Source organism: Nocardiopsis alba DSM 43377, assembly GCF_000341225.1.
Taxonomy (GTDB): Bacteria; Actinomycetota; Actinomycetes; order Streptosporangiales; family Streptosporangiaceae; genus Nocardiopsis; species Nocardiopsis alba.
This window is the reverse complement of the sequence record NZ_ANAC01000012.1, coordinates 345,173-358,401: the sequence shown is the minus strand read 5'-3', so window position 1 is coordinate 358,401 and position 13,229 is coordinate 345,173. Positions and strand designations below refer to the sequence as shown.

Sequence of the window (13,229 nt, the reverse complement as noted above, 5' to 3'; positions counted from 1 at the left end):
GCCGGGAAAGGGCCTTTCTCCGCCTGTGGACGACGGGCCGGTCGGGCCCGCGGCGAAGCCGAAAACCCGGTGACGCAAGGAGCACCATCGTCGACAATGCCCCCATGGTCGATCGACACTTCTCCCTGCCCTCCATGGCCGAGCTCTACGACCACTTCCACTTCTGGGGATGCTCCCCTGACGACGACTTCTACCTCGAGGCGGTGATGGAGGCCCGATCGGTACTGGATGTGGGGTGCGGTACCGGTCTGCTGCTGCGTAAGGCCCGCGAGCACGGCCACACCGGACGGCTGGTCGGGCTGGACCCGGCCGACGCCATGCTGGCGGTGGGCCGCCGGGACCGTGATGACGTCGAATGGACCCTCGGGGATCTGGTCGAGGGGCCTTACGACGGCGAGGCTCCCCCTCTGGAGGAGGGCGGGTTCGACCTGGTGGTGATGACCGGTCATGCCTTCCAGGTGTTCCTCACCGACGAGGAGACACGGGAGAACCTGTCCCGGGTGCGGCGGCTGCTCGCCCCCGAGGGCCGGTTGATCTTCGAGACCCGTAACCCGGCGGCGCGTGGATGGGAGGCGTGGAACCCGGAGCGGGTCCGGACGGTGCGGGGCCCCGAAGGGCGTTCCGCCACCTCGGTCCACCGGTTGGAGCGAGTGGAGGGGGACCTGGTCACCTTCACCTCCACTTACACGCTGAAGGGGCGGGGGGGAGATCGGGTCGAGCCGCAACACGCTGCGCTTTCCCGATACCGGAACGGTCCGGAGCCTTCTGGGCGAGGCGGGTTTGAGAACGGCCGCGCTGTACGGGTACTGGGATCGGAGTCCGCTGACCGATACGAGCGAGGAGATCATCGTCTTCGCCCGCCCCGCCTGAGGTCACCGTCCTCGGAGCGTTTCCGAGGACGGTGAACCGTTCAGTACAGGAGGTTGTAGGTGACGGCCTCGATCAGCGCGATACCGAGGAGCAGGACGACGATGGCCGGGTAGAGACGCAGGTTGTCCCCGATCCCGGCCCGGTATCCGGCCAGGGCCGAGGGGAGCCCCCGCCGCCGGTGTTCGAAGGTGGACCGCCACAGGATCACGGACCCCAGCGCCGCCAGGACGTAGGCCTGGATCTCGATCACGAACACGGGCGCGACGGCGAGGACCGCGATGCCCTCGTCGATCGTGGCGGGGGCGGTCCACATGCCGATCTCCACGACGCGCCATACCGTCGCGGCCACACCGAAGAAGGGGATGACCAGTGAGGGCAGGGTCGTCGTCAGCAGGGCGGCGAACAGCAGGTTGGCCAGGAACGTCAGCAACGTCGTCGTCATGATGTCGCCGGAGGCGTAGGCGTCGGTGACGATGGACAGGACCGGCGCGTTCAGGAAGGCCTCTCGCCGTTCCTGTCCCACTTCGCGCATCCCGGGAACGTGAGGGGTCACGATCATCATCGCGATGAGGACGCCGTAGACGACGACGTTGAGCAGGAGGTAGGCCCTCCGGTTCTCGCGCAGCACGCTTCGGAGGCCGTCGTAGGTTCTCATTGGCGTGTCTCCTGGTGTCGCGGGCGGCGTGAGAGAGGTGTCCGGCGGGTTCGAAGAGGTCGGTGGCTCCGGCAGGGGTGGAGGTCCCGGAGGTGAGGCGCCGGACGAGGTCGGGTGGAAGAGGATGTTCCTTTGCACGCGACAAGCTCAGACCATGACGTCGCGTCAGGGTCAAGTTCGGGACGTATCGGTTCCGAACGCCTCGGTTCCGGCGCCTCGTCTTCGAGGGGAGAATGGATCGCGATGCGCATCGGAGAACTCGCGGATCTGGCCGGTGTGACCGTCCGGACCGTCCGCTACTACCACCAGAAGGACGTCCTTCCCGAGCCCGCGCGTCGCGCCAACGGCTATCGGGAGTACACGGTGGACGACCTCGTGGCCCTCGTGCGGATCCGGTGGCTCACACGGTCGGGTCTGTCCTTGGCACAGGCCGGCGCGATCGTGGCCGACTCCGTCGAGGCCTCGACGGACGCCGTCCTCGACGAGGTCGACGAGGCCCTGCGTCTGCGGATCGTCGCGCTCGCCGATCAGCGCCGGCGTCTGGCCGAAGCCAGGTCAGGGCGCCATCTCGGGCTTTCGAGATTGGCCGCCGCCCTGTCCACGAAACCGGCCGATATCCCGATCTCCACGCTCTACGCCCATCTGCACACCGATCAGGGGCAGGCCGATCGCCTGGCCGAGGCGTTGCGGCGGCCCGAGGTGCGGTCGGCGCTCATCGCGGCCCAGGCCCGTTTCGACGCCGTCGACGAGAGCACCCCCGAAGAAGAGCTCGACCGGCTCGAAGAGGAGATGCGGGGCCTGGCCGCCGAGCTCGTGAGCGACGTGCCGACCGTGGTCGAGCGGCACTCTCATCTCCTCCTCGAACTGGCCGAACGGGATCTGAACGCGGGGCAGCGGGCGTTCCTTCGACGGCTCGCCTGAGGCGGGGCCCGGCTACCGGCCCCGGAGGGCGAAGGGTCCTTCGGGGCCGAAGGCCCGCTCGGCGAAGCGCTCGCCGATCCGTCGGTGGGCCGCGGTGTCGGGGTGCAGTCCGTCGGGCAGGGGGAGTTCGACGGAGTCCTCCTCCCCGTACAGCGCGCGTCCGTCCAGGTAGGACAGGTGGGGGTCCGACTCCGCCCGTTCGCCCACGATGCGTTCCAGTTCCCGCCGGATGGTGGTGAGCGTGAGCCGGGTGGGGTCGGAGGGATCTCCCGTGGCCTTGAAACCGACCCGCCCTTGGGCGAGCGCCTCGGGGTCCATGGCGCCCGGGCCCGGGGTGTGCTCGTGGATGGGGCAGTACAGCGCCGAGATCACCACCAGCGGGGTCTCGGGGTGCCCTTCGCGCAGGGTGTCGAGGAAGCCGTGCACCGCCGGGCCCAAGGCGCGCAGGCGCATCAGGTCGGCGTTGGCCAGGTTGATCCCGAGCTTGACGCTGAGCAGGTCGGCGGAGGTCTCGCGCATGGCGCGGGCCGTGAACGGGTCCAGGAGGGCGCCGCCGCCCAGGCCCAGGTTGATCAGGTCGACCCCGCCCCGGTCCGCGGCGATGACCGGCCAGATGGTGGTGGGGCTCACGGCGTCGGATCCGTGGCTGATGGAGCTGCCGTGGTGCAGCCATACCGGGCGGCCCGAGGGCGGTGCCGGGGCGATGGGGGCGTCGGCGCGCAGTTCGACGAGTTCGGTGGTCTCGTTGTGGGGCAGCCAGATCTCGACGTCCTTGTCGCGGTCGGCGAGCCCTTCGAAGCGCAGGGTTCCGGCCTCGCCGCGTCCGGGCGTGAAGGTGCCGGCGGCGACGTCGATCTCCAGGACGTCACCGCCGGACACGGTGCCCCGGCCCGCGAGCTCGCCGTCGACGCGAAGGTCGTAGACGCCGTCCGGGCGGGGCGGGACCCCCACGTAGAGGCGTTTGGTGGGGATGGTGTCCAGTTCGATGACGGTGGCGCGGGTGCGCAGGGCCAGTCGCACCCCGGAGGGTTGGGACTCGACCATGGCCATCTGCGGGTCGGTGTTCTGGGCCCGGGCGCGGGCGGGCAGTCGGTGGGGGAGCAGGCCCCGGTCGGTGCGTTCCAGCTCGTGGGCGCCTCGGATCAGTTCCGGGACCAGGGGCGTGGTGGTCAGGGGTGTGTTCATGGTGTGGGGCCTTGGTCGGTTGGAGGGGCGGAGGGCGCGGGCCAGTGGCGCAGGAGGGCGTCCAGCGCGTCCAGGGTGCGGGTCCAGGTCTGTTCGGTGTCCGGGGCGCTGTGGTCGAAGCCGCCGCCGCTCTCCAGGCTCACGTAGCCGTGGAAGACGCTGCCGAGCAGGCGTACCGCGTGGGTGCGGTCCGGTTCGTCCAGGTCGTAGCCGCGCAGAACGGCCCGGGTCATGCGGGCGTGCCGGGGGCCGGCGCTGTTCGCGGCGGTCTCGGGGTCCAGGCGGTACCGGGCGGCGGTGTAGCGGCCGGGGTGTTCGCGCGCGTAGTCGCGGTAGACGTTCGCCAGCGCGGTCAGGGCGTCCTTGCCCGAGCGGCCCGCCACCGCGTCGGAGGCCCGGTCGGCGAGTTCCTCCAGGGCCAGGAGCGCGATGCGGACCTTGAGGTCCTCGGAGTTCCTCACGTGCGAGTACAGGCTGGCGGCCTTGACGTCGAAGCGTCGGGCCAGTTCGGAGACGGTGACCTGTTCGAAGCCCACCTCGTCCGCCAGTTCCGCTCCGGCCTCGGTCAGACGTCGGGCGTTCAGTGTCGGTCGTTCCATGCCCCTCCCTCGTTCGCCTAAGGGGATCATATATTCACCTAAAGCCTTTAGGTGGATCGCTGATTCCCATAGGTGGAGGTGGTGCTCGCCACCGTGAAGCCCTCCGGCCGACCGCAGGGGCGTGGCGCGGGCGAGGTCGGGCCCCAGAGCCGGGGATGTCGCCCAGGAACCGGTCCGTGATCTCGCGTGGACGCCCCGTGGACCGTACGCGAGGTGTTCGACCACACCTCCACCGCGCCTTCGGGCAGGCGGGTGCGGGACCCTTCCGTCTCTCAGGGCATAGGGTGGCCTCCTCCCGACGAGAGGGGACACCCGTGTTCTTCTTCTACAACAGCCGTTGGGGCTGTCTGACGTCGCTGCTGATCTCGGTCGCCCTGAGCCTGCTCCTGATGTACCTGCTCGGCTGGATCTGAGCGATCCTCCTCAACACCCCTCCATGCGGAGCCGGTCGATCCAAGGGTGCTCGTCGTGGATCAGGGACAGGGCCTCGGCGAGCCATCGACGTTGTTCGGAGCCCAGCACGGGCAGGACCTCGGAGAAGTCCCGTTCGTCCTTGGCCCGCGTCCCTCGGGCCTTGTACAGCAGCGGTATCTCGGGCACCTGGTAGGGGATCCCGTCCGGGGAGCGCCCTCCCAGCCGGGCCACGGGAAGCCGGATCCGTCCATCCCTTCGATAGACCCAATCGTCCCCTTCGGCGGCGTCGAGCATGAACTGAAGACGCCAGGGGGCGGACGGGCCGGGACGGCACCAGATGTCGTGGACCCGCGGCGGCAGGGTCTCGCCGACCAGCCAGGGACGCAGGGTCCCGGGCGGATCGGCGGCCCACCACTCCCAGTCGGCGAGCACCTCCTGGACCACGTGCCGATCGCGCCGGAGCAGCAGGACGTCGATGTCCTCGTGCGGACGGAATCGGCGTCCGACGGCGAACTCGATGGCGTGACCGCCGGAGATCCACCACGGAGAGGCGACGCCCTCGAACAGGTCCGCCACCTCCCGAGGGGACAGCGGATCCCACGGGTCCCCGATCGTCCTCGCGGACGCCGCCCCTTCGCCCTCCGACATCAGCCTTCCAGGCCCGCGGCGAAGGGGGTCCGCCGCCACTGCTCGACCATCGGCAGCAGGTAGCCGGCCAGGTCGGGAAGGTGCGGCGTGAGCGAGAGGAAGGCGATGGTCCGCAGCGCGCCCACGGCGTCGACGAACCGCATCACGTCCTCGTCCAGCGGCCTCATGCCGTTGCTCCGGGCGCCGCGGTCGTAGGCCTCCCGGAACTCCGGGCCCAGGCTCGCCATGTCCCACTCCACCGGCCCCGAGGTGACCATCTCGAAGTCGGCATAGAGGGCGCCGTCCACCGTCGGCATGATGTTCGCCGCGGGGCAGTCGCCGTGGACCGTCTGGACGTCGATCCCGGGGAAGCGCTTCTCGAACGCCTCACGCGAGCTCACCAGGGGTTCCAGGATCCGCCATTCGCGACGGGCCCGGTCCAGGTCCTCCCGGCCGATCAGGTCGGGGCGCTCGCCGAGGCGTTCGAGGCCCTCGGTGACGAACCACGGTTCGGCCGAGGACAGGAAGGGGATCGATCCCGGGTAGGAGCGCAGCGCGGCGTGCAGGTCGGGCACGGTGGCGGCGTTGGCCACGTAGTCGGTCTCCGCCGTCCGGTCCTCCTCCACGAACGCCCAGAACGTCATCGAGAACCCGTCCCGTCGCACGGGCTCGCGCGGTACCAGGGGGCTGGGGACGGTCACGGGCACACCCTGATCGGCGAGCCACCGCGTCACGGCCAGCTCCTCCTGTTGGCGTCGTGCCAGGGAGTCGAGGTCGGTGGAGCCGGGCAGGACGACGGGGATCCGGGCCACGACCGGTGACGGGGCGAGGTGGACGACGACGGAGAACAGTTCGTAGAGCACTTTCGCGTCGGCCACGTCGAGCCCGAGATCGCGTCCCGCGCCCACGGCGGCGTCGAAGGCGGCCGTGGTGCGTCGGGAGATCTGTTCGGGGGTCATGTCATCGGTCATGGGGCGATGTTTCCATGATCGTCTTCGGCCGGGCGATCGATTTTCCCCGTGGCGTCGATCCGTCGCTGTACGCCGTCCAGCAGCGAGTCGAGTCCGAAACGGAGCACCTCCCAGGCCTCCTGCTCCAGGTAGGGCTCGTCTGGGTCGTCGTTGTCGAAGGCCCCGGCCTCGGTGAGCAGGGTCAGGACGGGGAAACGCTCCTGGAAGTCCTCGACGATCTCCTCCAGCTGCCCGGAGCGGGCGTACCACCACTCGTCCTCGGGCACGCCGGTCACGACCGGGGCCTGACGGGCCTCGGCGGCGGTGCGGACCATGCCCCGGACCAGGTTGAGGAGGCTGCCGTAGGCGTTGCTGACGGCCCGGGGTTCGAGCCCCGCGCCGTGGAAGAGCGTGGCCAGCGACTCGAAGAGCCGGTACTCGTTGGGGCCCAGCACCGGTCGGGCCTGGGAGATCTCCAGGGTCCAGGGGTGTTCGAGGTAGAAGTACCACAGGCGCGCGGTCCAGGTGTGGACCTGTTCGCGCCAGCCCAGGCCCTTCACCGTGTTCTCGGCCGCGTCCTGTTCGAGACGGTCGGCCAGAGGCGCGAAGGCCGCGTCGTACATCAGGTCGATGAGTTCGTTCTTGCTGGCCACGTAGGTGTACAGGGACATCGCCGTGCGTCCCAGGCGTTCGCCCACCGCCCGCATCGACAGGGCCTGGAGCCCTTGGGCGTCGGCGATCTCGATGGCGGTGCGCACCACCAGATCCACGCTCAGTTCCGGCCTGGGGCCGGGGGCGGTGCGTTCGCCCTCCTCCTGCTCTCGCCAGAGCAGGGTCATGGACCGGCGGGGGTCTCCCTGGCCCGCGTAGATCACCACTTGCGTCTCCTTACGGAATAAACTAACCTTCGCCAGCTGTTAGTTTATCGCATAAGGCATCGATGGACCTCGAGCATCAGGGGAGAAGCTTGACCTCCGAACCCGTCCTCCAAGCCGATATCCACGACACCATCCAGGTGCGCGGGGCCCGGGAGAACAACCTCGACGACGTGTCCGTGGACATCCCCAAGAGACGGCTGACCGTCTTCACCGGCCTCTCCGGCTCGGGGAAGTCCTCGCTCGTCTTCGGCACCATCGCCGCCGAATCCCAGCGGCTCATCAACGAGACCTACAGCGCCTTCGTCCAGGGGTTCATGCCGAGCCTGGGCCGCCCCGACGTGGACGCCCTGCGCAACCTCAGCGCGGCCATCATCGTCGACCAGGAGCGCATGGGCGCCAACTCGCGCTCGACCGTGGGGACCGCCACCGACGCCCACGCCATGCTGCGCATCGTCTTCAGCCGGGTCGGCAGCCCGCGCCTGGAGCCCTCCAGCGCGTTCAGCTTCAACAGCTCCGAGGGTATGTGCCCCGAATGCGAGGGGCTGGGGCGCACCAACCGGATCGACCAGGAGGAGCTCTTCGACCGCTCCCTCTCCCTGAACGAGGGCGCCATCACCGTCCCCGGATACACCGTGGACAGCTGGTACTGGCAGGTCTTCGTCAACTCCGGGCTGTTGGACCCCGACAAGCGGCTGGCCGACTACACCGACGAGGAGTGGCACACCTTCCTCCATCTGCCCGTCACCAAGGTCAAGGTCGGCAAGAACTCCTTCTCCTACGAAGGTCTGATCCCCAAGCTCAAGCGGACCTACCTGACCAAGGAACGCGAGAAGATGCAGCCCGCGATCCGCGCCTTCGTGGACCGCGCGGTGCGCTTCTCGGTCTGCCCCGAATGCGAGGGCACCCGCCTCAACGAGGCCGCCCGAGGGGTGAAGGTCGCCGGACGCACCATCACCGAATGCGCCTCCATGCAGATCGACGACCTGGCGGCGTTCGTGCGCACCATCGACGACCCGGGCGTCAAACCGCTGGTGGACAACCTCGGCGACACCCTGGACTCCCTGGTGGAGGTGGGTCTGGGCTACCTGAGTCTGGACCGGGAATCGGGCACCCTGTCGGGCGGCGAGGCCCAGCGCGTCAAGATGGTCCGTCACCTGGGATCCAGCCTCAGTGACATCACCTACGTCTTCGACGAGCCCACCGTGGGTCTGCACCCGCACGACATCGAGCGGATGAACCGGCTCCTGCTCGGCCTGCGCGACAAGGGCAACACCGTGCTGGTGGTCGAGCACAAGCCCGAGACGATCGCCATCGCCGACCACGTCGTGGACCTGGGTCCGGGGGCGGGCCCCTCGGGCGGCACCGTCACCTACACCGGTGACGTGGCCGGGCTGCGCGCCTCGGGCACCCTCACCGGCCGCCATCTGGATCACCGCGCCCACCTGAAGGAGACCGTGCGCACCCCGGCCGGGCACATGGCCGTTCGAGGGGCGAACGGCCACAACCTCAAGGACGTCTCCGTGGACATCCCGCTGGGGGTGCTCACCGTGGTCACCGGTGTGGCCGGATCGGGCAAGAGCTCGCTCGTCCACGGCTCCCTGCCCGGCCGCGAGGGGGTGGTGGTCGTCGACCAGTCGGCGATCCGCGGCTCCCGACGCTCCAACCCGGCCACCTACACCGGGCTGCTCGACCCCATCCGGATCGCCTTCGCCCGCGCCAACAAGGTCAAGCCGTCCCTGTTCAGCGCCAACTCCGAGGGCGCCTGCCCCGAGTGCAAGGGCGCCGGCGTCGTCTACACCGACCTGGCGATGATGGCCGGCGTGGCCTCCACCTGCGAGAAGTGCGAGGGGCGCCGGTTCAAGGCCGAGGTGCTCCGGCACAGGCTGCGCGGTAAGGACATCAGCGAGGTGCTGTCGATGTCGGTCGAGACGGCGCGGGAGTTCTTCACCGGCGGCAACGCCCGCACCATCCTGGACCGGTTGCACGACGTGGGTCTGGGCTACCTCGGTCTGGGCCAGCCCCTGACCACGCTCTCCGGCGGTGAGCGCCAACGGCTGAAGCTGGCGATCTCCATGGCCGAGCGGGGCGCGGTGTACGTGCTGGACGAGCCCACCACCGGTCTGCACCTGGCCGACGTGGACCGGCTGCTGGCCCTCCTGGACCGCCTGGTGGAGGACGGCAACACCGTGGTGGTGATCGAACACCACCAGGCGGTCATGGCCCACGCCGACCACATCATCGACCTGGGGCCCGGGGCCGGGCACGACGGCGGTCGGATCGTGTTCGAGGGGAGCCCGACCGAATTGGTGAGCGGGGCGGACACCCTGACCGCCCGACACCTGCGCTCCTACCTGGAGCGTTGATCCGGACGGGGCGGGGGCTCGGCGAGGTGCCCCCGCCCCGTCATACTGCCCGCATGACGAACCCGACGGACCCCTCCCTCGCACCGTTCTCACGGATCAAGATCCGGGTCGGCGCGCTCGTGTTCTGCGAAGAGCGGGTGGCCCTCATCCGCCGCGACCGCCCCGACTCGGTCCACTACACGCCGCCCGGCGGGAACGTGGAGCCCGGCGAGGACCTGGAGGTCGCGCTCCGGCGCGAGCTGGAGGAGGAGTTGGCGCTGGACCCGGCCGAGGTCGAGTCCCCGGAGCTTTTGTGGGTCGTGGACCAGCGGGTCACCCGCCCCGGCCTGACTCCCTCGCCCCGCAAGCTGCACCTGCTCTACCGGCTGCACATCACCCCCGCCGTCCAGGAGGGGCTGGCGAAGGAGGAGTACGACCTTCAGGCGGACGGGTCCTACGAGGTCGGTGTCGTCGAGTGGGTGCACCACCGGGACACCGCGGGGCTGCCGCTCTTCCCGCCGATCGGTCCGGCCCTGGCGGGCCTGCCCGATCCTCGAGCGGTGGTGGCCGATGCCTCTCTGGGCTCGGTCACCGACGAGGACTACACCTGGGTGTGATCGGCACCGGTGGGGTTCGCGCGCCGTTCCCATCGCGCGGACCCCACCGCCGGAACCCGCCCCTCCATGAGCTCCGTACCGGTGTCGGAGGATTCGGTGTGCCCTCCTCTTCTCCCGGATGCCCGAGCGTGCTTGGGTGGTCACGATGGGTCGGGATCGAACGCGTGAGGCGGTGCCATGTCGGAGGAACGACGGTCGGTGTTGGTGACCGGAGGGACCAGGGGGATCGGCGCCGGGATCGCCCGGGCGTTCGCACGGACCGGAGACCGGGTGGTCATCACCGGACGGGACGAGGAGCGGACGCGGGAGGCCGCCGGGAACCTTCCCGGGGTGGAGTGGGCGGTGGGCGACGTCTCCCGGGCCGCCGACTGTGCCCGCATCGTCGAGGAGGTCGTCGAACGCACGGGCGGCCTGGACGTGCTCTGCACCAACGCGGGTGTCTTCCCCTCGTCCCCGCTGGCGACGATGACCGAGGCCGAACTCGACGAGGTGATCGGCACCAACCTGAAGGGGACGATGCTGATGGTGCGCGCGGCGATGGAGCCCCTGGCCGCCTCCGACCGGGGAAGGGTGGTGATCACCTCCTCCATCACCGGACCCCTGACCGGCTACGCGGGCTGGTCCCACTACGGGGCCACCAAGGCCGCCCAGTTGGGGTTCATGCGCAGCGCGGCCCTGGAGTTGGCGCCGCGCGGTGTCACCGTCAACGCGGTGATGCCGGGCAACGTGCGGACCGAGGGGCTGGCCGAACTGGGGGAGGAGTACCTGGAGCGCATGCGTTCGGTGGTGCCGCTGGGGCGGTTGGGCGAGGTGGAGGACATCGCTCAGGCCTGTCTGTTCCTGGCCGGTCCGGGGGCCTCCTTCATCACCGGTCAGGCGCTGGTCGTGGACGGCGGCCAGGTGCTGCCCGAGGAGCCCGAGGCGCTGGTCGGCCCGTAGTGAGGGTGACGGGGGTTCAGGCGGGGCGGTCGTAGACCAGCGTGTACCGCCAGAACAGGCCTCGTCGGATCCGGGCCCCGGGCAGCTCTCGACGGACCGCTGTACGGATCTCGGTGAGGCTCTCGCGCGGCGCCGCCGTGGGGGCCCTCATGTGCGGGGGCGGTTCGGTCACGGCCCGGGGCTGTACCACCATCCCCACCAGGGGGTTCAGGAGCGCCGAGACCAGCGCGAGGAGCAGGTCGACCGGGCCCTCCTCCCGGTGGCAGCCCACGATCACCAGACGTCCCTTCGGTGCCAACGCCTCCCTCAGGGCGCGCAGGGTCGGCTCCAACGGCAGGTGGTGCAGGACGGCGACCAGGGTGATCGCGTCCCAGCCGGAGCCGACCTCTTCGTCGAACCCTCTCTGGAGGATGGTGACGCCGGGGGTGCGCGCGAAGCGCTCCCGTGCCCGGCGGGCGGTGTCGGGGTCGGGTTCCAGACCGGTCACCTCCGGCGCCCCGCGCCTCAGCCGGTCGATGAGGTGACCGGTCCCGCACCCCACGTCCAGGACACGGCGGGCCCCGATGGCGCCCGCCTTGTGGGCCGCCCAAGGGCCGTAGAGGTCGTTGTGGCTCCAGGGGTGGCGCCGGTTGAACCGGTCCAGTCGGTCGAGGAGGGACATGCCGGCCACGGTAGCGGAGGCCGCCCACCCGCCTCGGTGGCACGAGGCGACCGCTTCTCGGGCTCCGGCTATAGTTTCGGGCAGCGTCGCGTGCCGGTGACGAACGGATCGTCAGGCATGGAGGCGTCGTATCGAAAGGTGGCTTCGGCCATTTCCACCCCGATTTCACAGAAGATCGAGCTCTACCCCGCCGAGGACCGGTTCCTCGGCCCCCGCCCCGCCGTCCTCGTTCTGCCCGGCGGAGGTTTCCGGGAACTCCCGCCCCATGAGGGCGAAGGCTACGCCCGCTGGCTGTCCGGCCTCGGAATCCACGCCTTCGTCCTGTCCTACCGGCTGTTGCCGCACCGGTTCCCGGCCCCGCTCGAAGACGCCCGGGCCGCGTTGGACCACGTTCGCGACGGTGACCACGGCCTCGACATCGGCCGGGTCGGCGTACTCGGATCGAGCGCGGGCGGCCAACTCGCCGGTCTGCTCATGACCGGCCGGGTCCTGTCCATCGAGGAGGGCGTCACCGCTCCGCCCCGACCGGACTTCGCGATCCTGCCCTACGCGTTGGCCGACCTGGACCTGTTGCCGCCGCCGGTGGTCGAGAACCTGCTCGGCGACCTGCTGCCCCTCAAGGACGAACTGTCCCCGGCCAGGCACGTGGACTCCTCGGTGTGTCCGACCTTCGTGTGGGCCACCGCCCAGGACCCTCCGGGTCTGCCCAACACCCTGGAGTGGACCCGCGCTCTGGCGGCGGCCGGGGTCCGGGTCGAGTCGCACATCTACCCGGACGGCGGTCACGGTATCGGGCTGGCCGACGGTGTGGAGTACGGCGGCGCGTCGCACAAGTTCATCGCGAACGTGCCGCATACCGCGTCCTGGACGAGCGCCTGCGCGGCCTGGCTGCGACGGGAGGGCGTCCTTGTCGACTGAGCGCGCCACCGCCTGGGGCGAGGAACTGCGTCGGGTCCACGGCAAACTGCGCCATGCGCTGGTGTTGGCCAGGGCGGGGCTGGACGGCGGCGACCCCGCCGATGTGGCCACCGACCTGTTGCTGTTCTGCCACGGATTCTGCGCCGCCCTGTCCGGCCACCATCGCGCCGAGGACGGTTCGCTGTTCCCGGAGCTGCTCCGGGCACGGCCCGATCTGGCGCCGGTGGTCGCGAAGCTGTCCCAGGACCACAACATGATCGAGTACCTCATCGGTGAACTGCGCGAGGCCGTGGCCGACTCGGCCGATCCGGAGGTGGCGCACCGCCATCTGGACGGGATCGAGGCGGTCATGGAGACGCACTTCAAGTACGAGGAGAAGCAGATCGGGGCGGTGTTGGACGGCATGGACGCCGACTTCGACCGCGCCGAGGTCTTCGGTCCGATCAACTGAGTCGTGGCCCGTTCGCGCCGCCGTCGGGCGGTGTGGGCGGGCCATGCTCGTTCCCCCGAAGCAGAAAAGGGGCATTTCCCTACATTGAAGCAATGGGGGGAGAATTGTCGAATGAACTGCTTTTCTTGCCTTTGTGTGCACCAGTCGTTCGGTCGTTCTTTTTTTCGGACGAATTCGAGCGAAAGGCCGGCGTACTCGTGTT

Annotated in this window: 13 protein-coding genes and 1 pseudogene; 7 read left to right on the top strand and 7 right to left on the bottom strand. The window is 69.8% G+C overall.

Annotated features, from left to right (window positions below; genetic code table 11):
- The first annotated feature begins 104 nt into the window (after positions 1-104).
- A pseudogene (locus D451_RS26540) lies at positions 105-870 on the top strand (class I SAM-dependent methyltransferase).
- 40 nt (positions 871-910) lie between these two features.
- On the opposite strand, the gene D451_RS0114035 reads toward D451_RS26540, so the two are convergent.
- Positions 911-1,525, bottom strand: a complete 615-nt coding sequence (locus tag D451_RS0114035) for a hypothetical protein (RefSeq protein ID WP_017534902.1) — start codon at positions 1,523-1,525, stop codon at positions 911-913.
- 243 nt (positions 1,526-1,768) lie between these two features.
- Here D451_RS0114035 and D451_RS0114030 point away from each other — a divergent pair, with 243 nt between their 5' ends.
- The gene (locus tag D451_RS0114030; protein ID WP_017534901.1) at positions 1,769-2,446 is read left to right on the top strand and encodes a helix-turn-helix domain-containing protein; all 678 of its coding nucleotides are present in this window, start codon (positions 1,769-1,771) and stop codon (positions 2,444-2,446) included.
- 12 nt (positions 2,447-2,458) lie between these two features.
- On the opposite strand, the gene D451_RS0114025 is transcribed toward D451_RS0114030, so the two are convergent.
- The 5 genes from D451_RS0114025 to D451_RS0114000 form a co-directional block, all read right to left on the bottom strand.
- Entirely contained in the window at positions 2,459-3,631 is a 1,173-nt protein-coding gene (locus D451_RS0114025) for an SGNH/GDSL hydrolase family protein (RefSeq protein WP_017534900.1), read from the bottom strand.
- The gene (locus D451_RS0114020) at positions 3,628-4,230 is read right to left on the bottom strand and encodes a TetR/AcrR family transcriptional regulator (RefSeq protein ID WP_017534899.1); all 603 of its coding nucleotides are present in this window, start codon (positions 4,228-4,230) and stop codon (positions 3,628-3,630) included. The genes D451_RS0114025 and D451_RS0114020 overlap by 4 nt, the downstream gene beginning before the upstream one ends.
- 423 nt (positions 4,231-4,653) lie before the next feature.
- Positions 4,654-5,292 carry a nucleotidyltransferase domain-containing protein gene (locus D451_RS0114010; RefSeq protein ID WP_017534897.1) on the bottom strand — a complete coding sequence of 213 codons (639 nt, stop codon included), beginning with the start codon at positions 5,290-5,292 and terminating at the stop codon, positions 4,654-4,656.
- The gene (locus D451_RS0114005) at positions 5,292-6,242 is read right to left on the bottom strand and encodes a phosphotransferase (protein WP_017534896.1); all 951 of its coding nucleotides are present in this window, start codon (positions 6,240-6,242) and stop codon (positions 5,292-5,294) included. Before D451_RS0114005 ends, D451_RS0114010 begins: the two co-directional genes overlap by 1 nt.
- Positions 6,239-7,099 carry a TetR/AcrR family transcriptional regulator gene (locus D451_RS0114000; RefSeq protein ID WP_017534895.1) on the bottom strand — a complete coding sequence of 287 codons (861 nt, stop codon included), beginning with the start codon at positions 7,097-7,099 and terminating at the stop codon, positions 6,239-6,241. The genes D451_RS0114005 and D451_RS0114000 overlap by 4 nt, the downstream gene beginning before the upstream one ends.
- A gap of 62 nt (positions 7,100-7,161) precedes the next feature.
- On the opposite strand from D451_RS0114000, the gene D451_RS0113995 reads away from it, so the two are divergent.
- The 3 genes from D451_RS0113995 to fabG all read left to right on the top strand — a co-directional run bounded on the left by D451_RS0113995 (position 7,162) and on the right by fabG (position 10,997).
- Complete coding sequence (locus D451_RS0113995; RefSeq protein WP_017534894.1) at positions 7,162-9,462, top strand: ATP-binding cassette domain-containing protein; 2,301 nt, start codon at positions 7,162-7,164, stop codon at positions 9,460-9,462.
- 53 nt (positions 9,463-9,515) lie between these two features.
- On the top strand, positions 9,516-10,058 hold the full coding sequence (locus D451_RS0113990; protein ID WP_017534893.1) for an NUDIX domain-containing protein: 543 nt from the start codon (positions 9,516-9,518) through the stop codon (positions 10,056-10,058).
- A 177-nt stretch (positions 10,059-10,235) separates the two neighbouring features.
- Complete coding sequence (fabG, locus tag D451_RS0113985; protein WP_017534892.1) at positions 10,236-10,997, top strand: 3-oxoacyl-ACP reductase FabG; 762 nt, start codon at positions 10,236-10,238, stop codon at positions 10,995-10,997.
- A gap of 16 nt (positions 10,998-11,013) precedes the next feature.
- On the opposite strand, the gene D451_RS0113980 is transcribed toward fabG, so the two are convergent.
- Positions 11,014-11,658, bottom strand: coding sequence for a class I SAM-dependent methyltransferase (locus D451_RS0113980; RefSeq protein ID WP_017534891.1), 645 nt, complete (start codon positions 11,656-11,658; stop codon positions 11,014-11,016).
- 138 nt (positions 11,659-11,796) lie between these two features.
- Here D451_RS0113980 and D451_RS0113975 point away from each other — a divergent pair, with 138 nt between their 5' ends.
- Positions 11,797-12,576, top strand: a complete 780-nt coding sequence (locus tag D451_RS0113975) for an alpha/beta hydrolase (protein ID WP_241463330.1) — start codon at positions 11,797-11,799, stop codon at positions 12,574-12,576.
- A complete protein-coding gene (locus D451_RS0113970) occupies positions 12,566-13,027 on the top strand; it encodes a hemerythrin domain-containing protein (protein ID WP_017534889.1) in 462 nt (153 codons plus the stop codon). Before D451_RS0113975 ends, D451_RS0113970 begins: the two co-directional genes overlap by 11 nt.
- Positions 13,028-13,229 lie beyond the last annotated feature (202 nt).